A 23,718-nucleotide genomic window follows, 5' to 3' on the forward strand; every position below is an offset into this window, starting at 1 on the left:
TAACGCCGTGGATGAGCGGCGGCCCGAGTCCCTGGTTGCAGGTCTCAGATATTCAATCCTGACCTAGGCAGGGACGTTGTTGCATCGTCAAGAACCCAAGAAGCATGTACGTTCTTCATCGAATTCACAGACGGACGCGAAGTCTAGAATCCGACGCGGTATGTTTGGCCGGTCTGAACTCCTTCGACCGACTTGACGAACGCACGTGCGACCTCGGCTGTGGAAACGGGTGCGAAGCCTGGAAAATCTGCCCCGTATGCGTCCCACGCCTCCGAGAAGACGCTGGCACTGACACTATTGATACGAATCCCTCGGGGAAGACCGACGGCGGCACCTCGCACAAAGCCATCTATGCCGGAGTTCACCGCCGCTAAAAGGGATGAATCTCGGATAGGTTCATATGCTGTGATGCCGCTTACAAGTGTGAAGCTTCCACCATTAGCGACGTATGGCAGGCCTTGTCGGACGAGTTCAATCTGCCCTAGCAGCTTGTCCCCGAGACTCGCACTAGTGTCGTCAAAGGAAAGGTCTGCGAGGGCCCCTTTTCGTGCAGAGCCGGCCGCGCAGACTACGGCATCAATCTCTCCTACGGTGCGGTACAGCTCGCCGATGGAAACTGGATCTGTTAAGTCGACGGGAACGACCGAGCGGCGGGAGGCTCCCAGAATCTCATGACCCTGACCGGGCGCGCCAAGAGCCCTGGCTAAGGCAGTTCCCAGCAGTCCTGTCGATCCGACAATAAGGATGCGCAAGCGTGTTCCCTCCATAAGGCGTATGCCCTGACGCTATTCGAAGTGCAGAACGACGTGGTTGGGACAATCCCGAACCCGGCGTGGAAACTTCGTAATTGATATAGCTCACGTCGATTGCCACAACACGACCCGGAAATTTGCGAAAACTCCCGTCCAAGTTCATCGACCCGCCGCCCGACTCCAGTGCAAGGTTCGCGACGTCATGTGGAGGCGAAACCGGAAACAGGATCCATAATGATGTCTGTCGGTTCGGCCATGGACTCGGGCCCGGCCGTTTCCTTCGGATTAGGCCGAATCCCACACATCGTTACTCAGACGGTCCCGTTGTGTACTACTACGTTGTCACTTTGTGGTCTGGGCCGAGGATGCTTGCTGCCATGCTGATCAGGTACGGGACAGCATGATGCCCAGGTGGGTCGGTCCAAGCCAGAAACACATCAACAGCTGGTGCATCGGTAAGAGGTTTGTACACAACGCCAGTTTGGTTGTAGTTCGTGGCAGTTGAGGACGTGCTGATGCCGACGCCGGAACCGGAGGCGATGGCTGAAAGCCAGTCGTCGGTGTTGGTTACTTCAATCGAGTGACTCGGACGACTGCTTGAGGGCCAGAGGTTCAACGTGGTTGTTCCGGAGACGGTATTGATGACAATCGTCTCATCCACCAAATTGGTGAGAGCGAGTTGTTTTCGTTCTGCAAGCGGGTGAGTGGTGGGGAGTGCGACTACGCGCTCCTCTGCAAAGAGGCGAAGGGTCTCAACGCCCAGCACTTTGACCGCACCTTTTACCACCGCCACGTCGGACTGTCCGGTGGAGAGTCCACCGAGTCGGTCGTCGATACGCCGCAGCACCAGAGGAATGTCAGGATAAGTTGCCTGCCACCGCGAAATGAGTGACCCAGTGTGCGGTCCGAGGGCTGACCATGCATGACCCAGTCGGAGTGGTCTCGCGGCCCGGGCGGGGTCCAAGGCGGCATCCAGCGCGGCGATTGCCGTCGCTGCTCGCGGACGGTATTTCTCACCCTCCGCTGTCAACGCCACGTGGTGAGTTGAACGCTCGATGAGAGTCAGTCCGAGGTGCTTCTCAAGTTGGCGTAGCGTTCGCGAAAGTGCTGGCTGACTGACATGGAGTCCTGCTGCGGCTCTTGTGAAATTTCCTTCTGCGGCCACTGCGAGGAATACCCTGAGGTGGCGGGCATCAATCGTCATGTCTCTAGGTTATAACCCCCGCCTAATAGGCCTTTCCCACCTCGATATCTGAACTTCTACGGTGGGTGACATGAAGAATTCAACGGGTCGCCCTGGGGCGACTGCCATGGGATCTGCGGGATTGATAATGGGGGGACTGTTGTGTCAAGAGATCGGCGCCTCGGTGGCGGTGCTGCTTTTTCCTTCAGCAGGACCTCTGGGAATGGCGGGGTTGCGCCTAGGCTTTTCTGCGCTCGTCCTAACCGCATTAATCCGCCCGCGCTTGCGCGGACATGGATTGAGTAGCTGGGCGGTAGTTGGAGGTTTCGGGGTTGCCTTGGCAGGGATGAACGTGTTGTTCTACTTGGCCTTGGTGAGGCTGCCACTCGGAACCGCGGTCACCTTGGAACTGCTCGGCCCACTGGTCCTGTCGGTTGTGATGAGCCGGCGGCTATCAGGTTGGTTGTGGGCCATGGTGGCGCTAGGAGGAGTTGCGCTGCTTGGGGTGGGGGGTGCCACAGGCTTAGATCCCCTTGGTGCTTGTCTAGCCCTGGGCGCGGCTGGAATGTGGGTGTGTTACATTCTGCTGTCAGCTAAGGCAGGTACCCACTTTTCCAACTTCGATGGGCTGGCCCTGGCCATGTGCTTTGCAGCCATTCTGACCGTTCCCTTAGGGCTCTTTTCCGCTGGGACGGAGGTATTCCAGCCAAATGTCCTCATACTCGGGGCACTAGTCGCTGTCCTATCCTCGACTGTGCCGTATGCCCTCGAAATGCACGCGTTGCGCAAGCTCCCGGAGTCCACGTTCTCAATTCTCATGTCCCTGGCTCCAGTGACGGCTGTCGTAGCTGGCTTCACAATCCTGGGTCAGAGCATCGACATGGTAGACACGGTTGCCATTATCCTCGTCATCTGCGCCAGCATCGGCTCCCTCCGGTCGGCTGTCTCCGACAGCCGACCACTGCGGCCCAAGTCGTCCCGAAGGACGAACACCGATTCCAAGGCTGCCGCCTGAAGACCGGCATCCCCTTAGCACCCGTTTGCCTCACTCCGAAGACAGGCGATTTGTGATGGGTGGGAGTTTCCGCAACTACTTCTACTGACGCGTGGCCCAGAGCGCCAGCATTTAGGTACTAACCGAGAAAATGTACCAACATAGCTGCAGCGTGAACGTCGGTAACCGCTATGCGCAACTCCTCGAGCCATGCATCCGGTTGCGGCAGGTTCGCCTGATGGGCGATCAATGGCGCAAGTCCGCGCATTACGTAAACAATGCCAATGCAAGCAGCGTCAATCGCTAGGGCAGTCGTTTCGTGGCTGAGCGTGTGTTGTTGGGTGGACTCGTCAAACCTTGCGAAGGAGTGCAGCAAACCCAGGGGAGTCGCATGTGCCACTTGCGTAAGCAGTTTGTATGCCAACTCGCCCCAGTTGGGTTCGGCGACACCGAGGACGAGCCCGCCGAGCAGGATCCGAGGCAAGGGGATCTCTGTTGTCTCTTCTCCGCGAGCCTGTCGCCGCGTATCGATTGCGAAATTTCCCCGACCTCGCGGGTATAGAAGCTTCTCAACGGCGTCGGGCGACGCAGTCCTGGCTCGCAAAGAGTTGTAGAGGTTTTCTTTTCTGTCGGTAGCGGAATCCATTTGGGCGTTATAGCGTGCCCGCAGTTGTTCGTCGGAGGAGTCGGACAGCCGCCACATCATGTCGCCTGCTTGCTCCAAGAGCATTCGCGCCGCAGCCGGCGAGGAGAGCGGAGGAGCCTGCCCATGGACAGCTTTGATTACCTGCCACAGCAAGTCTCTGGCCTGAAGATAGGGAAGTGCAGAAGTGAGATTAACAGGGTTGCCGGTTTGAAACGGATTCGGAGCATCATTGATGATGCGCCATACTTCCATGGCTTTGACCTTAACCTCGTCTAACAAGTCATTCAACGCCGGTAGCGGCTGAGCTTCGAGCCAAACCTGTGCGTTCTTTGCGGGCTTTTTGGCCCGCATGGACTCCACAAGCCGGTCCTTGCCAGCCGAGGGCTTTATCTCAAACTCGTGCATGAGCGTCGCGGCGTCCACGAGGTCTGACAGGGCGGGACCGCTGAGTCCTCGGATAGCAGCAAGTGCTGTCCCAGCAGTTTGGCTGATAATTGCGCCAAAACTCACCGAAGGCGAGACGCCAAGTTCCAGTCCATCGTCGCTAGCCGCCATCCAAAGTGCCGTGTGGCTGACATGAGAACACATGGCTAATAGATCCACTATCGGGGCGGGCAACGCGGTGATCCGCTCGATTGAAGTTCTCGCCCTGCCCGACAAGTCAGTTTGAAGATTTGGCAAAGCTGGCCCACTAGCAGCATGCGCGAAGCGAAGATCAGGAATCGGGTTATTCCAACGGGCAAGGTTCGGGACTGACACTTCAAGTTCAGCGACAACTGATCGAATGTTGTCGCGCTCGATTGCGAGCGTGGCATTCCTAGGAAACTCCTCGGCGGGGCGCGATTGATACCACTGCTCACTGACGGCAGTTTCGAGAATCGCACGTGACACCGACCCCGCAAGCAGAGCCGAACCGCCATCTTTTAGTAGCTCAAGAACATCGTAAGCAGAGTGAACGGCGAATCGTTGCGCGAGTTTTCGGAGCGCATCCTCAAGATGGTCAAGGGTTCCGATCTCGGGGATGTCTTCGTCTGCTTGGCCGATAATCTCGTAGAGACTAAGTATGTGTTGGGCCGTCGGCGCGGTCTCCGACTCCGCAGGAGCACCGCCCATAGACGCGTCAGTCATTGAGCTATCCTATTCGGCCCAGACGTCACTTTTGGTGGCGGCGTCAGGACGGGGAGGCGGGAAGGCTTCTCGGTCTTAGGGGTCAATCCCCAGCGGAAGTCAGTCAACTTATTAGCGAGCTCACGGGTAGAAAGCAGCTACCTGTCTCATTCGCATGGCGCTTTTTTGCGCGGAGAAGATCATCCAGCCGGAACCTGCCGTCAAGGACGGCAAAGAGGTCGACTCCATCGATTGTGATGAAGGGTGTGCTACGGGAAAATGTCTGGATGAACCCAGACGAGAACCCGGACGCGCTGATGAAGAGGCCCAGACCGTTTTTTCCAGAGCGTTCGACCTTTTTCGCGAATGAATCGGCATAGTGCCGCTCGACCGGTTTGGCCAACCACTTCGCTTCGATGATGTAGTCGTCACTGTCGAAGCTGATAGCCCCATCGATTTGGTCGGCATCCACGTTGTACCCAGTCCTCGGGGCCAGATCAAACATAACGAACAGACGGTCCAAGAACCTTTCGAAGTCTCTTCCGCGCTGTTGCGGGCCTGAGGCTCCACCAAGACCAAGGAATTCCTGTCGAAGCTCTGTAAGTTGCAGCGCCTCCCGCTGCATCGACTGTGCCTTCGCCCGCCGTTGCTGCGCCTCGTTGCGCATCTTTTCCGCAGCCTCATGATCGGCTACCAGAGGTCTTGAAATCCGCCCCAGACGGGCCACGGCATCCTGCGCTGCGGAAAGTAGCTCCGGGCGATCCCTGACGGACACGACGTTCGGAAAGTCCTGCATGGCAGCTACCTCCCGCATCAGGGAGAGTGTGAAGTCCCGGTACTTTCCTTCCTTGCGAGCAAGGCGATTGACGAGTTCATTCGCCACGAGCCTCTTTGTCTCGCTGAAAGGGAGCCCAGCAATCAGCTCGGGACGATCCCGAAGAATGAGGTGGATATAACGCTCAAAGGCTTTCTTATGCCAAAAGATCTTGGCAAGGGCGTCCGCCAGGGCCTCGTAGGCTTCTGCTGGCAGCGGGTTCACAGGCACCTCCAGATGATATCCCGGGGTCCGGTCGATTATGAGCGTGGTGACGAAAAACTGACGAACACGCTCTAAATCGTTCGAAAACTCAGGGAAAGCATGGGAATCACGGTTTGTCAAGAAAAACAAGAAAACCCCCGGAAATCCTTGATTTCCAGGGGTTCTCAACCGAGCTTCCTATCAGAATCGAACTGATGACCTTTTCATTACGAGTGAAACGCTCTACCGACTGAGCTAAGGAAGCACCGCGTCCATCACCGGTTTCCCGGCCGATCACGCAAGACATAACTGTAATAGAGGCACCGCGCCCGGGTCAAAACGACGACGGCGGCGGCCGTTGCGGGGATGTTCACCCGCGCGTCGGGCCGGGTTCAGGCCATCTTTTCCCTTCCGCCGGAAGCTGGGGAATCAACTGTTGCCGGGGCAGTCCGGCACGCCGTACTCGCCGAGGGAGCCGCGCAATGACCGGGGACGCATTGACCAGGGACACCAACCACACGCCCAACCGGCTCAGGCTCGCGGTAGTGGACATGGTGGGAACCACTATCACCGACGACGGCCGGACCGAACGTGCCATGTCCAGGGCCCTGGCCGAACACGGAGTGGAGCCGGGAAGCACCCGCTTTGAGAGCATGCTCGGCTATGCGCGGGACACCATGGGCTTCTCCAAGCGGACGGTCTTCAGCCACCTTTTCGACGACGCCTCGGCGGCCGAGAGCGCGAACAAGACTTTCGAGCTGGTTTACGACGAATTGATTGACGACGGCGGCGTCCGCGCCATTCCGGGGGCGGAGGACGCCATCCATTGGATGCGGGAATCAGGCATGCACGTGTGCTTGGCGACGGGCTTCGGGCGGCATACCCAGAACATGGTGTTGGAATCCCTCGGGTGGATGGGCCTGGCCGATCTGAGCTTATGCCCTGCCGACGCAGGCCGTGGCCGTCCCTATCCGGACATGATCCTGACCGCCGTGCTGGCCCTGGACCTGGACGACGTCCGCGAGGTTGCCGTGGTTGGAGACACGAGTTCGGACATGTTGTCCGGGGTCCGGTCCGGTGCGTCACTCATGGCCGGAGTGCTGACTGGTTCACATTCTGAGGCAACGTTGCGGGCTGCTGGAGCCACGGTGGTGGTGGATTCGATTAAGGAGTTGCCGCTGCTGCTTGAAAAGCATGAGGCACGGCACTTCTAGTGCGGCATTTTTGACCAGGCACTGCCAGGCTGCACCGAAAGTGCCAGTGCCTACTCAGGCCGATTTCCCAGTTGGCGAGGCGCCCGGACAGGGCGCCTCGCCGTCGTCGTTCTGCAGCGGCAAGTTACGCCTCAGTGAGGGCGGCTTCCGGATCGTCCAATTCCTGAACGAGCCTCGTGAGGCGAAGGGCAACCAGCTTGCGCAGTTCCTCCCTGGCAGCGTCGCACTCGGCTTCGAATGAGTTGGCCAAACGCGCGTGGAGCGCGGCCAACATCTCATCGTTGGTCAGTCCGGTTGCACTGATGAGAAAGACGTGGCCGAACTTGGCTTCGTAGGCATCCTGGGCCTCGTTGAGGGCCTGAAGGGCTTCGTCGCCCCTGTCCATGCGCGCGGATTCTTGCTTGGCCCAACGCAGTCGCCGGCCGCTGAAGCCGTCGTGCTTGGCTCCCAGTCGCCTCAACCCAACGTGGGCAGCGACAACGTTGGCATCGCTCAGGGCCGTGACGGATGAGCGCGCCTTCGCGATCAAATCGTCGAAGTCGCTGAACGGCCGCTGACGGTCGACGTCGATTGCCCAGGCTTCTACTGGGAGGTGACACAATTCGAGCATCACTTTGATGAATTCTTCCCGGGGGAGCTCGTTGAGCCGGTTGACTCCGTGCATTTCAAAAGAGGCGGTCAAAACAGTTTCCTTTCGTAGTGCGGATACAGGGTTTCAGCGCAGGGGGAAGCTTGGCGGCAGGAGTTCTTCGGTGGACCGGCGGGCGTAATCGGAGACGCTTAGGGAGGCGATGTAGAGCTGCAGGAATTCCTGGGCGCGCTCCTGGTACGTGCTCGTGTCGACGGTAACGATCTCGCCGCCGTCGACCACGGTGCGGCCAGCCACCACCACACGGGTAATGTCGCGTCCGTCCGCGTTCATCACCATGGTCCGGATCGGGTCGCCGTACGGGCCGATGTGCCGGCCGCCCAGATCCAGCACGAAATAGTCGGCCTGCGCCCCGGGGGCTAGGCGTCCGAGGTCCGGGCGGCCCAAAGCTTCGGCAGGGTCCAGCGTGGCTGAACGGAACAGGTCCGCGGCCTGGGCGCTGGTGCGGTTTCCGGTGCTGGCCTTGGTCATACCCATGGCCAGGTCCATGGCGCGGATCATGTTCGGCGGGGCGGAGTCCGTTCCCAGCACGATCCGGATGCCGCGTGCGCGGTAGGAGTCGTAATTGTCCAGCATTCCACCGTAGTGGGCCATCGGGATGGGGCAGAGCAGGACGCTCGTGCCGGAGTCCGCGAGCAGTGCGAGATCGTCCCCACTGCCGAAAGCTGCAGGCATGAGGGGGTGGCCCGGCACGGTCCAGGCATGCGGGATGAAGGTGCGTTCGCCCAGGAAGCCGAGATCGGCGAGGTGCGGCAGGGAGCGCTTGCCGGTCCGGGCGATCATGGTCTCGATTTCGAAGAGCCCCTGGGCGGCATGCAGGCGCACGGGGATGCCCAGCTCATCAGCGGCCTTGCGGGTCAGGCGCAGCGTTTGTTCGGTCTGGGTCTCTATCCGCGCGGGCAGCAGTGCCGTTCGGATCAGTCCGCCGGCCCGTCCTTCGTAATCCTGCGCGAAGCGGACGGCGTCCTCGAGCCCCGCCAGGCCACGGCGTTCGTCTTCGTGGAGCAGCACTCGAGTGCCATCCGTATAAGGCACCGCTGTGCGGTAGCTCGGTCCGAGGTAGGCGCGGACGCCAAGGGCTTCAACAGCTTCGGCGGTGTCCGCCATGTCATCGTAGTCCTCGCACCATTCGTGGTAGCTCTCTGAGGCAATCGGCATGAGCGTCGTGATGCCGTTCCGCACCAGCTGGGAGAGCGCGAACTCGCGTCGGAAGCGGGCCTGCTCGCGGGTAAAAACGGCTCCACGATCCCGCAAGAAGGCCTCGGACCAGACCAGGCCAAGGCGGCGGGAAGCGTCCGGCCAGGAGTCGAAGATGGCGTGGTCGATATCAGCCAGTGCGTTGAGGTCGATGAAGCCAGGGGAGACGATCGCCTCTCCGGCGTCGATCTCCACATCCACCGTGCCGGAGTAGTTCCGACCGACGAAAAGGATGGTCCCGTCCTCGTGGACCAGCTCGGCGTCCGGCAGGATGCAGTGGTCGCCGTCGGCATAGCCGATCACGAAGGCGGCCTTGATGCGCGTGATCATTTGTTCTCCAAGTAGTGTGCCTGGTTGTCTAGGATGGATCCGGCCACCAGCATGGCCTCCTGCGCGGAACCGTCCCGGATGGCCTCGAAGAGATCGTCGTGGTTGTCGTGCCCGGCATGGGCTGCCCGTTCGACGCCGACGGCGGGGGTGGTCCAGGCGCCCTCGACGTTCTCGGCCAGGGAGCCGTAGAGCCCGGCCAAGAGCTGGTTGTGCGCGGCATCCACCACGGCACGGTGAAAATCGATATCGGCCGCCCGGAAACCCTCCATGTCGCCTGCCTCGGCGGCAGAACGACGGCGGCTGAGGGCGTCCTCGAGCTTGTCCAGGTCGGCTTTGTCCCGCCGCTGCGCCGCGAGGGCAGCTGCCGGCACGTCCAGGCTGCGCCGGACCTCCACAGCTTCGAGTGGATCTGCGTCCTGGAAGCTCTTGCGGAGGGCGATCTCCTGTTCGTTGACGGCAGCCACAAAGGTGCCATCGCCTTGCCGGGTAACGAGCAGGCCTGCGTGGACCAGTGCACGCAGTGCTTCGCGCAAAGGAGCACGGCTCAGTCCCAAGGCCTTGCCCAGTTCGGGTTCGGGCGGGATCCGGTCTCCCAATCCCCATTCGCCCTGCCGAATCCGTTGGCGGATGTCGTCGATTGCTTCCTCGACCACACTGCGCTTGCCGTTCACCGCCATGGTGCCCCCTTAGATTTCTACGTTCACGAAGCGTCTCACATGGGAGTTTCAAAATCTACTCTTTCGTAAGACGTCTGACGAGTGTATCTTGTTCGCTATGGCCCAGATCACAGAAATATTTCCTGGCTCGAGGTCTCCAGAAGACCGGGAAATTCCCGCCGTTCGACTCGGCATCCAATTCACCCGCTATCCCGGAATGGAGGAGTTGCCTCTGCTTGATTCACTCCGCCAGGCCGTCGACGACGGCTTCACGCTCGTCGTCCTGAACACCATCGCCGCGGAACTTTCGGGCGAAACCGAGGACACGCTCGACGAGGTTGCGGCGGAAGCCCGGCGCGCCGGCGTCGAACTTCAACTCGGACTGGGCTGCGCGGGCCCGGCCCGTGAACCCGCGGCCGTTCGGCAGGAACTGCACCGCGCCCTGTCGCGGGGACTGGAACTTGGCATCAAGGAGTTCTTTGTCCACACCCGTTCCGTGCGGGAAGGCCTCGTGGAGCAAGGACGCTCCCTGGACCACGCGGCGCAGCTCCGGTTGATCCTGGCAAACCTCGAATCCCTTACGGCGAAGGCTCGGGATACGGGGGCCAGGATCAACGTCAAAACCCATGAGGACCTTGCTTCGGGTGAAGTCCTGCGGTTGGTGCAGGGCCTCGATCCCGCCGTCTTCAGCATCGGGCTAGACGTCGCCAACCTCGTGGTCCGCGGAGAAGACCCACACGCGGTTGCCGAGGCCCTCGGTCCCTCTATCCGCATGACCCACTTGGAAGACCTTGTCCTCTTCGCAGTGCCGCACGGCTACCGGCGCCGCCTGCGCGCCCTCGGCGAAGGCGTCCTCGATTGGGACATCCTCCTTGGGACGTTGCTGTCCGCAGGGGTGCGTGACTTCACGCTCGAACAACACCGCGGCAAGTTCGACACCCCCATATTCGACCGTTCGTGGTTCCGCTACGAACCCCACCTCGATGCCCCGGAACTCGGCCAGTTGGCCCGCCTCGAGGTTCTGACACGTGACGGCGTGGCGCGAGGCGACATCCCGCCCCTCGCCGGCTGGGACGAAGATCCTGCCCCTGCTGAACGCCGTCGCCATCTGCTCCAATCCGCCGCAACGCTGCGGCGGATCCTCACAACGATCGGTGCCGGGATAGCTTCCCCGGCCACGATCCTCTCCGGAGAGGAAGGACTCTCATGACAGCAATAGCCGCTCCGCGCGCGATTGCCCCGGCCAGGCGCCGGCCCTTCACCAGCTTCCTCAAGCGGGACAGGAGGCTCACCCTCGCGCTGTCCCTGCTGGCCGCACTGGTGGTGCTGACACTGCTCGGCCCGCTGTTCTGGCGTGTCCAGCCCGATGCCATCAACCTCGGCGCCGTTCTCCAGGGCCCAAGCCTCGCGCATCCAATGGGCACAGACGATACCGGTCGGGACGTGATGTCCAGATTCCTTGCCGGCGGGCAGACCTCGATCCTGGCGGGGCTCACCATCGCCCTCATCGGTGCCATCGTGGGCTGCGTGACCGCCCTCCTGGCCGGCTCCATGCGCGGCTGGGTGGATACGCTCTTCACCTGGCTGACCAACTCGATCCTGTGCTTCCCGGCGATCCTGCTTGCCATGGCCATCGCGATGGCGCTCAAACCGGGCGTCACAGCGGCCGTCATTGGCCTTTCGTTGCACTCCTTCCCTTGGTACATGAGAACCCTCCGCGGCGAGGTGATGCGCCTGTACGGCCAGGACTTCATCCGTTCCACCACGGCGATCGGCGCCCACCCCGCACGGGTCCTGTTCCGGCACGTGCTGCCGCATCTGGTGCCGATCATGGTCTTGCAGATGGCGGCCGTATTCGGTGCCGCTGTCCTGTCCCTGGCAGCCCTTGGATACCTCGGGCTGGGAGCGCAGCCGCCCACAGCTGAGTGGGGCGAAATGATCACCGAAGGCCAGCAGTTCTTCCTCACCGGCCAATGGTGGATCGCGGGCTTCCCCGGCCTCGGGCTTCTCACCGCGGTTACCTTGACCACCGTCATCGCGGACCGGGCCCGTGAGGTCCTGGACCCCCGCGGCGAATTCACCCAGGCGAAATGAGTCTCGCGATGACCAGCACCATTCTCAAGCGCCTCGGCGTGGCACTGGCCACGGTCTTCGGGGCCTCGATCTTCACCTTCGTCCTGCTCCGCAAGGTCCCGGGCGACCCCGCACGGGCCATCGCAGGCGACACTGCCACCGATGAAACCATCGCCGCCCTGCGCAAGTCCATGGGCCTGGACGATAACCTCTTCGTCCAGTACGGCAACTACATGGGCTCCCTGCTCCGCGGCGATTTCGGCTTCTCGTACAGCACAGGCAACAGCGTGGGGACGCTTCTCGGACAGCGGCTTCCAGCCACCCTCGAACTCGGGCTGCTGTCCGTGATCATCGCCATCGTCGCTGCCGTGCTCGCGGCAAGCTTCGCCGTCTATTCCCGACGGCGCTGGCCGGACCAGGCCGTGCGCCTGGCCTCCTCCCTGGCCATGGGTTCGCCGCCGTTCTGGATCGCCTTGCTGGCCCTGATGGTCTTGTCCATCCAGCTCGGAATCTTCCCGGGGCCGGAGGGCCGGCTCTCGCCGGGCATGCTCAAGCCGCCCAACGTCACTGGCATGTTCACCGTGGACTCCCTCCTGGCTGGACAATGGGGCACCTTCGCCAACGCAGCCTGGCATCTCCTGCTGCCGGCGACCATCGTGGCACTGGGTCCGTTTGCCTTCCTTAGCAGGCTCTACCGGAACCAGCTCCGAGGCACCCTCCAGGAAACCTTCGTGGCAGTCTCCCGGAGCCACGGCCTGCGCCGCTTCCTCGTCTACAACCGGCACGTGGCCCCGCACGGCCTGCTGTCGCTGCTGCCTGCCGCCTCCCTCCTCTTCGCCGACCTCCTCGCTGGAAGCTTGTTGGTGGAGAAGGTGTTCGGCTGGCCCGGCATCGGCTCCATGACCGCCGACGCCATCATCCAGAAGGACTTCGCGGTAGTCCAGGCCGTGCTCCTGCTGGCGGCCGTCCTCTACGTGGTGGTCAGCCTCCTGGCCGATTTCCTCATGACCGCGGCTGATCCCCGCACCCGAGTAGGAGCACGCTGATGCAAAGCAACGCACTCTCCCTTCCCATCCCACGACTGGCGGACAACGCCGGCGCCGACCCTGGGCGCAACGACCCCGTGCTCAGCGTCCGTGGCCTGCGGACCGACTTCGTGACAGCCATCGGATCCGTCCATGCAGTCCGGGACGTCTCCTTCGACCTCCGCAAGGGGCAGCGGCTGGCCATTGTGGGTGAATCCGGATCCGGCAAGTCCGCAATGGCCATGTCCCTGATGGGCCTGGTGCCCCCGCCCGGGCGCGTTGTCGGCGGCAGCGTCAGGCTCAAAGGCAAGGAAATCGTGGGCCTGGACGATGCCGGGATCTCCGCGGTCCGAGGCAAGGACATCGGCCTGGTCTTCCAGGACCCGATGGCCGCACTGGATCCGCTCATGACCATCGGCAGCCAGTTTGTCGAGACCATCCGGGTGCACCAGGACGTTTCGGTGAAGACCGCCCGCAAGATGGCGGCCGACCTCCTTGGCGAGGTGGGCGTCAACGACGCTGTCCGCCGGCTCTCCGACTACCCGCACCAGTACTCCGGCGGCATGCGCCAACGGGTTCTCATCGCGATGGCCATCGCCAACGACCCCTCCGTGGTGGTCGCGGACGAACCCACCACGGCGCTGGACGTCACCACCCAAGCGCAGGTGCTGGACCTGCTGGCCAAAATCTGTGACGAACGCGGCAACGCCCTGGTGATGATCACCCATAACCTGGGCATCGTCGAAGAACTCTGCGACAGCGTCAACGTCATGTACGCCGGGCGGTTCGTCGAATGCACCACCACCGAAGCGCTGTTCGCCTCGCCCGGCCATCCGTACTCGAAGGCCCTGCTGGACTGCGTCATCGATCCCGCCACCACACGGCGCGGCGCCCTGCCGGCCATCCCGGGATCGCCACCAGACCTCTCTGTGGACGAACCCGGCTGCGCCTTCGCCGCGCGCTGCCCGATCGGCCGGGACCAGGAACGCTGCGCGATCGAAAGGCCGCAGCCGCGCGCCCTGACCAACGGCGCAGTCGTCCGCTGCCACTTCGCCTACGACCCCGAAGGGGAGACAGCATGAACATTGCAAGCGCCACCCCGCTCCTGCGGGTGGAGAATCTCAACAAGTCCTATGCCAAGGGCATCGGCAACAGGCACCGCACGCAGATCCTGCGCGATGTCTCCTTCGAACTGCGCCAAGGCCAGACCCTGGGCCTGGTGGGGGAATCGGGCAGTGGAAAATCCACCACCGCGGCCTGCGTCATGGGCCTGACGGCCGCGGACAGTGGACTGATCGAGTTCGACGGCGTGAACCTCACCAGCCTGTCCAAGGCCGGGATGCGCAAGATGCGCCGGCGGATCCAGATGGTCTTCCAAGACCCCAACGGCTCCCTCGACCCGCGCTTCACCGTGGCGGACCTCGTGGAAGAGCCACTCATCGTGCATGGTGTCACTGATTCCGCCGAACGCTCGCGCCGCGTGTCCGAGGTCCTGGACCGCGTGGGAATCAGCGTCAAGCAGGCCGAGCGCTACCCCTTCGCGTTCTCCGGCGGCCAGCGCCAGCGCATTGCGATCGCCCGGGCGCTCGTCCTGAAACCAGACCTGGTGGTCCTCGATGAACCTGTCAGCGCACTGGATGTCTCCATCCAGGCCCAGGTCCTCAATCTCCTCAGCGACCTGCAAGACGAACTCGGCCTGACATACCTCTTCATCGTCCATGACCTCGCGGTGGCCCGCCTCATGAGCCATAACATCGCCGTCATGAAGGCCGGCGAGATCGTCGAGGCCGGTACGTCAGCCGACGTCTTCGACCACACCACCCACCCCTACACCCGTGCCCTGCTGGACGCCGTGCCGGGTGCCCGCCGCCGCGCGGTACAGCAACGCACTCCGGCGGCAGTGGCCGCCGCGGGCACGGCCGTCGCCATGGAAGGAATGTGACATGTTAACCCTCCCGAAATGGATGGCAGATGCCAACGGGGCGCTGCTGAAGCGCACGACGGCGGTGCTCGCCGCCGTGGGCCTGCTCGCCCTGTCCGGTGTACTGGCCGGCTGCGCCCAGCCCGCAACGTCAACGGGTGCGAGCGAGCGGCCCTTCACGGTGAACTGGGCCGCCTCCCTGACCAACATCGATCCCGCGTTCGTGTGCGCAGGTGCCGAGAACAGCTTTGCCACCAACTTCTACGCCCGCCTCGTCAGGCTCGATGAGGAGCCGCAGCAGGACGGCACTCTCGTGGCAGTCAACGAGCCCGAACGGGTCAAAGGCGACCTCGCCAGCTCGTGGACTGTTTCGCCGGACGGGAAGTCGTACACCTTCAAGCTGCACCCGGGAGCGCAGTTCGCCAACGGCAACCCGCTCGACGCCGAAGCCGTGCGCTATTCGATCATGCGCAACCTCACCATCGGCGGCTGTGGCTCCCTGGGCCTGCAGATCGGCTTGACGGATCCGCCGCTGATCAGCAACGTCGTCGTCGTGGACCCGGAGACCGTGCGCCTTGAACTCTCCCGGGCCTACCCGGCGATCCTGGTCACCCTGGCCCAGAGCCGCGGATCCATCTATGACCCGAAGGTCATCAAGGAGCATGGCGAAGACAAGAAGGGCGTGCCCAACCAGTGGCTGGCCTCGCACACTGCCAGCAGCAGTGGCCCTTACGTGCTGGCAGAATACGTGGCCAACAACTACGCCGTCCTCACCCGGAATCCGAACTACTACGGCGAACCAGCCAAGGAAGCCGAGGTGCGGGTCAACTTCATCACCTCGATCCCCACCTTGATGCTGCAGGCCCGCCGCGGTGAAGCCGATGTGACCCTGGGCCTGCCACCCTATGTGGTGCACCAGTTGAGCCAGGAAGACTGTTGCAAGGTCACCAGCGCCCCGGCGTTCGCGCCTGTAACGGTTTCCCTGGACAACGCCTCAGGCACCACTGCCAACCCGAAGCTGCGTGAAGCGCTCACCTATGCCGTGCCGTATGAGCAGATCAAGGCCAGCGTGGCCTACGGCTACGCGGACAGCTACTACGGACCGTTCGTTCCAGGCATTCCCGGCTTCGACGCGCAGCGTTCGGCCCCCCGGCCGCTGGATAAGGATAAGGCCCGGGCCCTGGTCAAGGAATCGGGTCTGGTGGATCCGCAGATCGACCTCATGATCAACCCTTCCTCGCCTGGGGTGTCCACGCTGGCGACCATCCTCAAGTCCTCGTGGGAGGACATCGGGGTGCGCGTGAACATCGACTCGCAGACCCCCACGGCGTTCGCCACGCGGTTCAACACCGGCAAGTACCAGTCCGCGCTCCTGTTCGAAACCGGAGGCACAGTGGCTGCCTACGAACTGCGGAAGAAAATGACCTGCGGCAGCACGTTCAACAACCAACACATCTGCATTCCCGGAACCACGGAGCTCCTGGACAAGCTCAATGCCGCTTCCGACCTCGATTCGCAACTTCCGTACATCAATGCACTGGTGGATTCCTGGCGGGCCAGTTCGCCCACCATCATCCTCTATCGCGCCCAGTTCACGGCGGTGCTTTCGCATTCGGTCAAGCACTTCGAGTACTCGTCCACGTACTCCTTTTACAACTGGGGCCGCTAGCTGCCCCGCGCCGGCCGCGGGGACCGGTCCGTCCCGTTCCCGCGGCAGGCTCCACAAGACTTCCACAACCAGATAAAGGACAAGAAAAATGCGTATTGGTGTCGATGGCAGCAAGATTCCCCACGAGGCCGAGGACTCCGCAGTCCGGATCCTCGAACGCGCCCACGCGATGGGCATGGAAGGTGTCTATTTCCGCACCGTGATGGACGTCTCGCCAACCCTGGACCGTGGCCTGCTGGCAGAGGTGCGCGCCTGCGCCGATGACCTGGGCCTGTACCTGCAGATGGGCCTGGCCAAGGTTAATCCCTACGCGGCCGCCGAGGCGCCCCAGGTCCGCCGGCTTGGCGACGGTGACTACACCCGGGGCATGGTCAAGATGATCGAGGCTGCGCATGAGGCCGCCGGCGTCACCGAGCTGTGGGTCGCGTGCGCCAACTACCAGCGCGGCTTGCCCGGCTACTACGTCTTCGACCGCTTCCGTACAGACGCGCCCTGGCCGGACCAGCTGGTGGCCATCGAGAAGTTCCTGCGCTTGCTCGCCCCAGCGGCCCGCGCGCACGGCGTGCACCTGAACATCGAAACCCACGAGGAGATCACCAGCTACGAGGTGGTGCGGCTCGTCGAATCCGTGGGCCCGGACGTCCTGGGCGTCACGTTCGATACCGCAAACGTGGTGGCGCGCGGCGAAGATCCGGTGGCCGCAGCCCGGCGCGTGGCGCCCTACACCCGGGCCACGCACCTGAGGGACTTTGTGCTGGGGGAGCAGGACGGGGTGTTCGGGCGGGCCTTCGCGCCCATCGGCCAAGGCTCCATCGACTGGGACACAGTGCTCGGCATCCTGCATGAAGCCAACCCGGAGCTCCCGCTCTCCATCGAGAACGCCGGCCCCACCCTGCACCTGCCCATCGGATTGGACGACCCGGAATGGTTGGCCGTGCACCCGGACCTGTCGCTGGCTGAGGTGGACCGCATTCGCGGGATGGCCGCCGAATATCAAACCAAGGTGGAGCGCGGCGAGGCCCTTTCACTGGCGGAGTTGCGCGCGGTTCCGTATGACGGCGAACGCTTCATCCACGAGTCAGCCCAGGCACTGCGTGCCTCCCTCGCCCGGCTCGGCATCGCGGAGGGCGTTGCGACCCGCTGAAAAGCGTGAGCGGCGATCTGGCAGGAGCGGGTTACTGCTGCCGGATCGCCGCCTTCTCCGCTACAGCGCTACGCGATGATCAGCATTTCAGCCCGTCCTGCGGCTGCTTCCCGTCAATGAAGTAGTCGTCCACAGCGTTGCTGACGCAGGAGTTGGAGCGGCCGTAGGCGGTGTGCCCTTCGCCTTCCCACGTAATCAAGGACGCGTTCTCAAGCTGTTTGCGAAGCGACTGTGCCCATGCCAGGGGCGTGGCGGGGTCGCCCGTGGTGCCGATGACGACGATCGGTGCCGAGCCCGTGTAATCCACTGGACCTGGCGTTCGCGTGGCCTTGTACGGCCAGTCCTTGCAGGTCACGCCGCCGTAGGCAAAGAATTCGCCAAAAGTGGGGGACTCCTGCGTCAAGCGGACTTCCTCGGCCCGCATGTCCGCTGTGTCGGTGACCATGGGGTAATCCAGGCAGTTGATGGCAGTGAAGGCGAAGTTGGAGTTGGAGCTGTACGTCCCGTTCTGTTCGCGGTCGGCGCCGAGATCGGCGATCCGCAGCATTTGGGAGACGTCGCCGGAGAAGGCGCTGGCCAGGGCCTGGGTCAGGGCCGGCCAGCTTTGGTCGTCGTAGAGCGGAAGGATCAGGCCGTTGACGAACTCGCTGCCCGTCACCAGCCGTCCGTCCTTGGCAGTCTGCGGGTTATCGTCCACTGCCTGGATCAGATCCCTGATCTCCTGGACGCCGTTGTCCACGCTGCCGCTGAGGGGGCAATCGTTCTGCTTCAAGCAGTCGGCGGTGTAGGCGCGGATAGCCTTCTCGAAGGCCACCGCTTGGCCGGCAGTGAGGTCTTCGTTGCTGAGGGACGGGTCAACGGCCCCATCAAGGACCAGGCGTCCGACGTTGTCCGGGAACAGGGCAGCGTAGGTGGACCCGAGGAAGGTTCCGTACGAGTAGCCGAGGTAGTTGAGCTTCGCATCGTTGACCACGGCGCGGAGGACATCAAGGTCTTTCGCGGCGCTGACGGTGTCGATGTGTTCCAGCACTGGCCCGGTCTGCTGGACACACTGCTGGGCCACCGACTTGTTGAAGGCGAGGGCAGCGGCGAGTCCGTCGTCGGTGTTCTCCTTGAAGACCTTCTCCCGTGCGGCGTCCCGCTCGGCGTCGGATGACATGCAGGTCACGGGAGCGGAACGCTTGACGCCGCGGGGGTCGAATCCAACCATGTCGTAGTTGGAACGCAGCTTTTGGGTGAAGTGCGTCTTGCCGCCGTCCTTGACGAAGTCGACGCCGGAGCCGCCAGGGCCACCGGGGTTGACCAGGATGGTGCCCTTCTTGTTGCCACTGCTGGTGAGCTTGATGGCGGAGAGGGTGATGTCCCCGCCGTCGGGGTTTCCATAATCCAGCGGCACCTGGACCTTGGCACACTGGAAGCCGTTCTCGCAGCCGCTCCACTCCACTTTCTGCGAGTAGTACTTTTCCAGGCCCTTCGGGGCCGAGGCGGCAATGGACGGATCAACCGTGCTGGTGGACGGCTTGTCGTTGGGGGCCGGCAGGAAGGGGATTGAGCAGGCGCTCAGGACCAGCAACGAAACGATGGCCAGGCAGAGCGCGGCGAACCCACGGGGGCGTGCGGACTTCATGGATTCTCCTATTGCTGGATCAGGCTCGTCGCCATGGACTCCACTGCCAAGAGCGGTGCCACGTTGGTGGTGGTGATGCGGACGCGTGCTTTGTTGATGGCATCCATCCGGGCAAGGGTGGTCTCGGGAGGCGATTGGCGGGCGTATTCTTCAAGGTCGCCCCTGAGTTCAACGTTGACCAACTCCACGGCGTTCCCGAGCTGGATGATGAGCACATCCCTGTAAAAGGACAGCAGGTCAGTCAGTGTCCTGTCCAACGAGTCGGTAATGGACCGCTTCGCCCTGCGCTTCTGGTCGTCCTCCAACTGCTTGACCTGGCTGCGCATGGACGGCGGGAGTGTTCCGGATTCCGGTGCCCCGAGACTGGCCAGCAGGGCAACCTTCTCTGCGGCGTCCCGTTCGTCATTGGAACTGTTGGCTTCGTCGGTGGCGATCTTGACCAGTTTCTCGGCCATCATCACAGCAGCCGTCACACCGCGCAGCCCCAAGGGAATGCGGACGGTTTCCAGACGGCGTTCCCGGGCATCGGCGTCGCGGGCCAACCGCCGGGCAATGCCTATATGGCTTTGGGCAGCCCGGGCGGCCCGTTCAGCCAGCTGCGGGTCCACGCCATCCCGACGCACCAGGAGAGCCGCGACGTCGGAGGCCGGCGGCAGGCGCAAGGTGACCGGACGGCAGCGGGACCGGATGGTGACCAGCACGTCCGCGGGGGAGGGGGCGCACAACATCCAGATGGTCCTGGGCGTTGGTTCCTCAATCGCCTTCAGCAGCACGTTGGTGGTCCGCTCGGCCATGCGGTCGGCGTCTTCGACGACGATGATCCGCCAGCGTCCCGTGGAAGGCCTGTCTCCGGCTTTGGAAACCAGTTCGCGGGCCTCATCAATGGTGATGGTGACTTTCTCGGTCCGCACGAATGTCACGTCGGAGTGGGTCTCGCCAAGAATGGTGTGGCATGCGGCGCATTGGCCGCACCCGCGGAGGCTGACGTCTTGCTGCTCGCAGTTCAACGCCGCAGCAAAGGCCTTGGCGGCGTTGGAACGCCCCGAGCCGGGCGGCCCCGTGAAGAGCCAGGCGTGGGTGAGGCCGGATTCGCCTTGGGCGGCCTGCTTAAGCTGCTTCACCACTGGCGCCTGGCCTTGGAGATCGTCCCAAACACTCACAGGGGGACCCGCCCACCAAGCAAGGCTTCGACCCGCTCAAGGATCCGGGCAGCCAACGTCTCAATATCCAGGGCCGCCGGCAGGACGAGGTACGACGACGGCGAGGCCGCAGCCAGATCGAGGAACGCGTGGCGGATGGCCGAGTGGAAGTCATCGGGCTCGGATTCCAGACGGTCCTCGGTTGCCTCTCCGGCTGTGCGGCGCTGGCGCCCGTCAGAGGGGTCTACGTCGAGCAGCACCGTCAGGTCCGGATGGAGGCCTTCGGTGGCCCACTCATTCAAAGACCGCACTTCTTCCGCGCCCAGACCACGCCCGGCGCCCTGGTAGGCAACCGACGAGTCGATGTAGCGGTCCGTAATGACCACGGTGCCCGAAGCCAGCGCAGGCCGGATCACCTGGTCGGCGTGGGCGGCACGGGCCGCGGCGAACATCAGCGCCTCGGTGCGGGCATCGATGGTGCCGTGGCCGTGCTCAAGGACCAGGGAACGCAGCTTTTCGCCGATGGGAGTTCCGCCGGGTTCACGCGTGCGCAGAACAGTCAGTCCTTGTGATTCAAGGGCGTCGAAGAGCCGTGCGGCCTGGGTGGATTTGCCCGCTCCGTCCCCGCCTTCGAAGGCGATGAACAGGCCTGGACTCTGAATACTCACTTATCCAGCCTACCGAGCGGGTGCAAACGTAACGGCTTTCATCCACACCCGAGCCCACGATTACCCTGAAACCATGAGCCTTTCCGAAGAGCACGCCGCAGCTTTGTCCCCGGAAACCCTTGTGGTGGCTGCGGGCCGTCCCGAACGCAAGCACGACGAGCCGGTCAATCCGCCCATCGTCCTGTCCTCCACATACTTCGGAACGGGTTCGTTGGGCGACGGTGACCGCGGCTATGGGCGCTACGCCAACCCCACGTGGGATCCGTTCGAGGAAGCCCTTGCCAAGCTGGAAGGCGCCACGCTCCCCGGCCTCCTCTACGCTTCGGGACTCGCGGCCGTCAGCTCGGCGTTGTCGTTGGTTCCTGCCGGCGGCGTGGTGGTGATGCCCACCCACAGCTACGCGGGATCCCTGGTCATGGCTACGGAACTCGCGGAAAAGGGAGCTTTCGAGCTCCGCCCCGTGGACATCTCGGACACGGAGGCCGTCAAAGCCCTCATCAGCCCGGAAGAGGGCAGGAACGCAGACCTGCTGTGGCTCGAAAGCCCCACGAATCCGATGCTCGGCATCGCCGATGTCCGTGCGTTAACTGACGCCGCCCACGCAGTCGGGGCGATCGTTGTCACGGACAATACCTTCTCCACGCCTTTGGTGCAGCAGCCGCTGAGCCTGGGGTCCGACGTCGTACTTCATTCGGTGACCAAGTATCTGGCCGGACATTCGGACGTGGTCCTGGGCGCCTTGGTGACGTCCAATCCGGAGCTGCGTGCCGCGCTGCTCCACCACCGGATCATCCACGGCGGTATCGCCGGCCCGTTCGAAGCCTGGTTGGCCCTCCGGGGTTTGCGCACGCTGGCACTGCGGATCGAGCGTTCGCAGGCCTCCGCCGCTGTCCTGGCGGAACGCCTCAGCACGCACCCGCGGGTGGAGGCCATCCGCTATCCGGGACTCCCGAGCGATCCGGGCCACGAACGTGCCAAAGCCCAGATGAAGGGTTTTGGTTCCATTCTCTGCATCCAGATCGCCGGCGACGATGCCCGCAGCGGCGCTGATGCAGCCGACCAACTGGTCCGCGCGCTCCAGCTCTGGCTGCCCGCAACCTCGCTGGGCGGCGTGGAATCGCTCATTGAACGTCGACGCCGGCACACAGCGGAGCCACTCAGCGTCCCCGAGAACCTGGTCCGCCTGAGTGTCGGCATAGAGAACATCGAGGATCTCTGGCAGGACCTGGAGCAGGCGCTGAAGTCGCTGGACAGCTAGGCTAAAGGGCGTGGACACCAAATTCTGGATTTTTGCCTTCACCGACGCGGTCTACTTCATTTTGGAATTGCTCGCCGTGGTTCTGGAAATTTGGGCACTCGTTGATTGCCTCCGTCACCGGCCTGCACTCTTTGAAGCAGCTTCCAAGCGCACCAAGACATTCTGGACCGCATTGACGGCCGGCGCCCTCCTGGCTGGCATCATCACGTTGAGCGGCTTCGGTGGATCCCTCTTTATCCTTGGGATGGCCGCCGTCACGGCAGCCTGCGTTTACCTCGCCGATGTCCGCCCCGCTGTCCGCGAGGCCGGCAGTGGTGGCGGCCGCAACGTCGGCCCTTACGGCCCCTGGTAAATCAGAGCGGCGCCACGGCCTCCCACGCCACCGTCACTTCACCCAAGCGCCACCGCGACGGTCCACCCTGAAGCGGCCATCCGGCGTCACGCAGTGACCGGCACATGGCGGTCCACCGCTGGCGGTTGCCAAACGATGCCAGGGGCGCCGCCTCCAACCACGCGCGGTCCATCGCCTGCAGGAAGGTATGGATCGGCTCACCGGGCACGTTCCGGTGGATCAGGGCCTTGGGGAGGCGCTCGGCAACCTCCGACGGCAACTCGAAACTGCCGAACCGGACGGAAAGGCTCAAGCTCAGCGGACGTTCCGGATCCAGCGCCACCCAAGTGACCCGCCGGCCGATTTCGTCGCACGTTCCGTCGATGAACAGGCCGCCCGAAGCCAGACGCGACTGCACCAGTGCCCAGATCGCCGGCACATCCGCTTCTTCGTATTGCCGGAGCACATTGAAGGCCCGGACCAGCACGGGATCGCCTGGCACAGGAATTTCGAAGCCGCCCACCTGGAAGCTCAGGCCGGGCCGTTCCAGCGGTTTCGCGGTGCGGACGCGTTCGGGTTCGATTTCGATCCCACAGACCCGCACATCCGGGCGGACGGCTTGCAGCCGTTCAAAAAGTTCGACGGCGGTGGCCGGCGAGGCGCCATAGCCCAGGTCCACTACCAAAGGTTCGACGGCGGTGCGCAGCCGCCACGCCTGCGGACCGGCCAGCCACCTGTCCAAGCGGCGCATGCGATTGGGATTCGTGGTGCCGCGGGTGATGTTGCCAACCGGCTTTCCGCCCCTGTTCCGGGGAGAGCCCACCCGTTCAGCCTTTTGCACCACGGCCCCCACTTTATCGCTGCAGGACCCGGCGCACCTGTTCGCGCCGTGTGCGCCCGTTACCGTGGGTGCGCTGGGTGGGTAGGGGTGCGCCGCATGGGCAAATGGGGTGCGCTGCGCGGGAAGGGGTGCGCCGCATAGGCAAATGGGGTGCGCTGGGTGGGTGCATGTTTGGCGCTTCTCAGGGACCCGCGGATTCGTTGTCCGAGGTGGGCGCACCTGTTCGCGCCGTATGCGCCCGCCACCGGGGGTGCGCTGCGCGGGTAGGGGTGCGCC

The 23,718-nt window shown here is 63.3% G+C and carries 22 protein-coding genes and 1 tRNA gene; 11 read left to right on the forward strand and 12 right to left on the reverse strand.

The window, feature by feature from the left end; all coding sequences use genetic code 11:
* Nucleotides 1–143: 143 nt before the first annotated feature.
* Together ACFVSJ_RS20555 and ACFVSJ_RS20560 are read right to left on the reverse strand one after the other, a co-directional pair.
* Nucleotides 144–752 carry a short chain dehydrogenase gene (locus tag ACFVSJ_RS20555; protein ID WP_387438925.1) on the reverse strand — a complete coding sequence of 203 codons (609 nt, stop codon included), beginning with the start codon at nucleotides 750–752 and terminating at the stop codon, nucleotides 144–146.
* A gap of 334 nt (nucleotides 753–1,086) precedes the next feature.
* A complete protein-coding gene (locus ACFVSJ_RS20560; protein ID WP_387438926.1) occupies nucleotides 1,087–1,956 on the reverse strand; it encodes a LysR family transcriptional regulator in 870 nt (289 codons plus the stop codon).
* 325 nt (nucleotides 1,957–2,281) lie between these two features.
* On the opposite strand from ACFVSJ_RS20560, the gene ACFVSJ_RS20565 reads away from it, so the two are divergent.
* The gene (locus ACFVSJ_RS20565) at nucleotides 2,282–2,950 is read left to right on the forward strand and encodes a DMT family transporter (protein WP_387438968.1); all 669 of its coding nucleotides are present in this window, start codon (nucleotides 2,282–2,284) and stop codon (nucleotides 2,948–2,950) included.
* Between the two features lie 118 nt (nucleotides 2,951–3,068).
* Here ACFVSJ_RS20565 and ACFVSJ_RS20570 read toward each other — a convergent pair whose 3' ends face one another.
* The 3 genes from ACFVSJ_RS20570 to ACFVSJ_RS20580 all read right to left on the reverse strand — a co-directional run bounded on the left by ACFVSJ_RS20570 (nucleotide 3,069) and on the right by ACFVSJ_RS20580 (nucleotide 5,965).
* Nucleotides 3,069–4,703 carry a hypothetical protein gene (locus ACFVSJ_RS20570; protein WP_387438927.1) on the reverse strand — a complete coding sequence of 545 codons (1,635 nt, stop codon included), beginning with the start codon at nucleotides 4,701–4,703 and terminating at the stop codon, nucleotides 3,069–3,071.
* A gap of 103 nt (nucleotides 4,704–4,806) precedes the next feature.
* Nucleotides 4,807–5,850, reverse strand: coding sequence for a restriction endonuclease (locus ACFVSJ_RS20575; RefSeq protein WP_387438928.1), 1,044 nt, complete (start codon nucleotides 5,848–5,850; stop codon nucleotides 4,807–4,809).
* A gap of 42 nt (nucleotides 5,851–5,892) precedes the next feature.
* Nucleotides 5,893–5,965, reverse strand: a tRNA-Thr gene (locus ACFVSJ_RS20580).
* Nucleotides 5,966–6,182: 217 nt separating this feature from the next.
* On the opposite strand from ACFVSJ_RS20580, the gene ACFVSJ_RS20585 reads away from it, so the two are divergent.
* A complete protein-coding gene (locus ACFVSJ_RS20585; protein WP_387438929.1) occupies nucleotides 6,183–6,914 on the forward strand; it encodes an HAD family hydrolase in 732 nt (243 codons plus the stop codon).
* A gap of 124 nt (nucleotides 6,915–7,038) precedes the next feature.
* Here the strand turns inward: ACFVSJ_RS20585 and ACFVSJ_RS20590 are convergent, their stop codons facing one another.
* Genes ACFVSJ_RS20590 through ACFVSJ_RS20600 form a run of 3 tightly spaced genes read right to left on the reverse strand, consistent with a single transcriptional unit; the run spans nucleotide 7,039 to nucleotide 9,767 of the window.
* Complete coding sequence (locus ACFVSJ_RS20590; protein ID WP_387438930.1) at nucleotides 7,039–7,596, reverse strand: 2-oxo-4-hydroxy-4-carboxy-5-ureidoimidazoline decarboxylase; 558 nt, start codon at nucleotides 7,594–7,596, stop codon at nucleotides 7,039–7,041.
* A gap of 33 nt (nucleotides 7,597–7,629) precedes the next feature.
* Entirely contained in the window at nucleotides 7,630–9,090 is a 1,461-nt protein-coding gene (locus ACFVSJ_RS20595) for a chlorohydrolase family protein (protein WP_387438931.1), read from the reverse strand.
* Nucleotides 9,087–9,767 (reverse strand): FadR/GntR family transcriptional regulator, encoded by a 681-nt coding sequence (locus ACFVSJ_RS20600; protein WP_387438932.1) that lies wholly within the window; start codon nucleotides 9,765–9,767, stop codon nucleotides 9,087–9,089. Before ACFVSJ_RS20600 ends, ACFVSJ_RS20595 begins: the two co-directional genes overlap by 4 nt.
* Before the next feature lie 97 nt (nucleotides 9,768–9,864).
* Here ACFVSJ_RS20600 and ACFVSJ_RS20605 point away from each other — a divergent pair, with 97 nt between their 5' ends.
* The 7 genes from ACFVSJ_RS20605 (at nucleotide 9,865) to ACFVSJ_RS20635 (ending at nucleotide 17,578) form a co-directional block, all read left to right on the forward strand.
* The gene (locus ACFVSJ_RS20605; protein WP_387438933.1) at nucleotides 9,865–10,956 is read left to right on the forward strand and encodes a sugar phosphate isomerase/epimerase family protein; all 1,092 of its coding nucleotides are present in this window, start codon (nucleotides 9,865–9,867) and stop codon (nucleotides 10,954–10,956) included.
* Nucleotides 10,953–11,840, forward strand: a complete 888-nt coding sequence (locus tag ACFVSJ_RS20610) for an ABC transporter permease (protein ID WP_387438935.1) — start codon at nucleotides 10,953–10,955, stop codon at nucleotides 11,838–11,840. The genes ACFVSJ_RS20605 and ACFVSJ_RS20610 overlap by 4 nt, the downstream gene beginning before the upstream one ends.
* Before the next feature lie 8 nt (nucleotides 11,841–11,848).
* On the forward strand, nucleotides 11,849–12,865 hold the full coding sequence (locus ACFVSJ_RS20615; protein ID WP_387438936.1) for an ABC transporter permease: 1,017 nt from the start codon (nucleotides 11,849–11,851) through the stop codon (nucleotides 12,863–12,865).
* Nucleotides 12,865–13,926 carry an ABC transporter ATP-binding protein gene (locus ACFVSJ_RS20620; protein WP_387438937.1) on the forward strand — a complete coding sequence of 354 codons (1,062 nt, stop codon included), beginning with the start codon at nucleotides 12,865–12,867 and terminating at the stop codon, nucleotides 13,924–13,926. Before ACFVSJ_RS20615 ends, ACFVSJ_RS20620 begins: the two co-directional genes overlap by 1 nt.
* Nucleotides 13,923–14,786, forward strand: a complete 864-nt coding sequence (locus tag ACFVSJ_RS20625) for an ATP-binding cassette domain-containing protein (RefSeq protein ID WP_387438938.1) — start codon at nucleotides 13,923–13,925, stop codon at nucleotides 14,784–14,786. Before ACFVSJ_RS20620 ends, ACFVSJ_RS20625 begins: the two co-directional genes overlap by 4 nt.
* A 1-nt stretch (nucleotide 14,787) precedes the next feature.
* Entirely contained in the window at nucleotides 14,788–16,434 is a 1,647-nt protein-coding gene (locus ACFVSJ_RS20630) for an ABC transporter substrate-binding protein (RefSeq protein WP_387438939.1), read from the forward strand.
* An 88-nt stretch (nucleotides 16,435–16,522) separates the two neighbouring features.
* A complete protein-coding gene (locus ACFVSJ_RS20635) occupies nucleotides 16,523–17,578 on the forward strand; it encodes a sugar phosphate isomerase/epimerase family protein (protein ID WP_387438940.1) in 1,056 nt (351 codons plus the stop codon).
* A 79-nt stretch (nucleotides 17,579–17,657) separates the two neighbouring features.
* Here ACFVSJ_RS20635 and ACFVSJ_RS20640 read toward each other — a convergent pair whose 3' ends face one another.
* Genes ACFVSJ_RS20640 through tmk form a run of 3 tightly spaced genes read right to left on the reverse strand, consistent with a single transcriptional unit; the run spans nucleotide 17,658 to nucleotide 21,012 of the window.
* Nucleotides 17,658–19,205, reverse strand: coding sequence for an alpha/beta hydrolase (locus ACFVSJ_RS20640; protein WP_387438941.1), 1,548 nt, complete (start codon nucleotides 19,203–19,205; stop codon nucleotides 17,658–17,660).
* 8 nt (nucleotides 19,206–19,213) lie between these two features.
* The gene (locus ACFVSJ_RS20645) at nucleotides 19,214–20,365 is read right to left on the reverse strand and encodes a DNA polymerase III subunit delta' (protein ID WP_387438942.1); all 1,152 of its coding nucleotides are present in this window, start codon (nucleotides 20,363–20,365) and stop codon (nucleotides 19,214–19,216) included.
* Nucleotides 20,362–21,012, reverse strand: coding sequence for a dTMP kinase (gene tmk / locus ACFVSJ_RS20650; protein WP_387438943.1), 651 nt, complete (start codon nucleotides 21,010–21,012; stop codon nucleotides 20,362–20,364). Before tmk ends, ACFVSJ_RS20645 begins: the two co-directional genes overlap by 4 nt.
* Before the next feature lie 73 nt (nucleotides 21,013–21,085).
* On the opposite strand from tmk, the gene ACFVSJ_RS20655 reads away from it, so the two are divergent.
* Together ACFVSJ_RS20655 and ACFVSJ_RS20660 are read left to right on the forward strand one after the other, a co-directional pair.
* The gene (locus ACFVSJ_RS20655) at nucleotides 21,086–22,270 is read left to right on the forward strand and encodes a trans-sulfuration enzyme family protein (RefSeq protein WP_387438944.1); all 1,185 of its coding nucleotides are present in this window, start codon (nucleotides 21,086–21,088) and stop codon (nucleotides 22,268–22,270) included.
* 10 nt (nucleotides 22,271–22,280) lie between these two features.
* Nucleotides 22,281–22,622 (forward strand): DUF2516 family protein, encoded by a 342-nt coding sequence (locus ACFVSJ_RS20660; RefSeq protein ID WP_387438945.1) that lies wholly within the window; start codon nucleotides 22,281–22,283, stop codon nucleotides 22,620–22,622.
* Between the two features lies 1 nt (nucleotide 22,623).
* On the opposite strand, the gene ACFVSJ_RS20665 is transcribed toward ACFVSJ_RS20660, so the two are convergent.
* Nucleotides 22,624–23,445, reverse strand: a complete 822-nt coding sequence (locus tag ACFVSJ_RS20665) for a class I SAM-dependent methyltransferase (protein ID WP_387438946.1) — start codon at nucleotides 23,443–23,445, stop codon at nucleotides 22,624–22,626.
* Between the last annotated feature and the right edge of the window lie 273 nt (nucleotides 23,446–23,718).

This window comes from Paenarthrobacter sp. NPDC058040 (assembly GCF_042885775.1).
Lineage (GTDB): Bacteria > Actinomycetota > Actinomycetes > Actinomycetales > Micrococcaceae > Arthrobacter.

Bases quoted from the DNA above. Each gene is read 5' to 3' on its own strand.
- ACFVSJ_RS20560 (WP_387438926.1), bottom strand. From the start codon at position 1,956: ATGACGATTGATGCCCGCCACCTCAGGGTATTCCTCGCAGTGGCCGCA.
- ACFVSJ_RS20565 (WP_387438968.1), top strand. From the start codon at position 2,282: ATGAACGTGTTGTTCTACTTGGCCTTGGTGAGGCTGCCACTCGGAACC.
- ACFVSJ_RS20570 (WP_387438927.1), bottom strand. From the start codon at position 4,703: ATGACTGACGCGTCTATGGGCGGTGCTCCTGCGGAGTCGGAGACCGCG.
- ACFVSJ_RS20585 (WP_387438929.1), top strand. From the start codon at position 6,183: ATGACCGGGGACGCATTGACCAGGGACACCAACCACACGCCCAACCGG.
- ACFVSJ_RS20595 (WP_387438931.1), bottom strand. From the start codon at position 9,090: ATGATCACGCGCATCAAGGCCGCCTTCGTGATCGGCTATGCCGACGGC.
- ACFVSJ_RS20600 (WP_387438932.1), bottom strand. From the start codon at position 9,767: ATGGCGGTGAACGGCAAGCGCAGTGTGGTCGAGGAAGCAATCGACGAC.
- ACFVSJ_RS20605 (WP_387438933.1), top strand. From the start codon at position 9,865: ATGGCCCAGATCACAGAAATATTTCCTGGCTCGAGGTCTCCAGAAGAC.
- ACFVSJ_RS20610 (WP_387438935.1), top strand. From the start codon at position 10,953: ATGACAGCAATAGCCGCTCCGCGCGCGATTGCCCCGGCCAGGCGCCGG.
- ACFVSJ_RS20615 (WP_387438936.1), top strand. From the start codon at position 11,849: ATGACCAGCACCATTCTCAAGCGCCTCGGCGTGGCACTGGCCACGGTC.
- ACFVSJ_RS20620 (WP_387438937.1), top strand. From the start codon at position 12,865: ATGCAAAGCAACGCACTCTCCCTTCCCATCCCACGACTGGCGGACAAC.
- ACFVSJ_RS20625 (WP_387438938.1), top strand. From the start codon at position 13,923: ATGAACATTGCAAGCGCCACCCCGCTCCTGCGGGTGGAGAATCTCAAC.
- ACFVSJ_RS20630 (WP_387438939.1), top strand. From the start codon at position 14,788: ATGTTAACCCTCCCGAAATGGATGGCAGATGCCAACGGGGCGCTGCTG.
- ACFVSJ_RS20635 (WP_387438940.1), top strand. From the start codon at position 16,523: ATGCGTATTGGTGTCGATGGCAGCAAGATTCCCCACGAGGCCGAGGAC.
- ACFVSJ_RS20640 (WP_387438941.1), bottom strand. From the start codon at position 19,205: ATGAAGTCCGCACGCCCCCGTGGGTTCGCCGCGCTCTGCCTGGCCATC.
- ACFVSJ_RS20655 (WP_387438944.1), top strand. From the start codon at position 21,086: ATGAGCCTTTCCGAAGAGCACGCCGCAGCTTTGTCCCCGGAAACCCTT.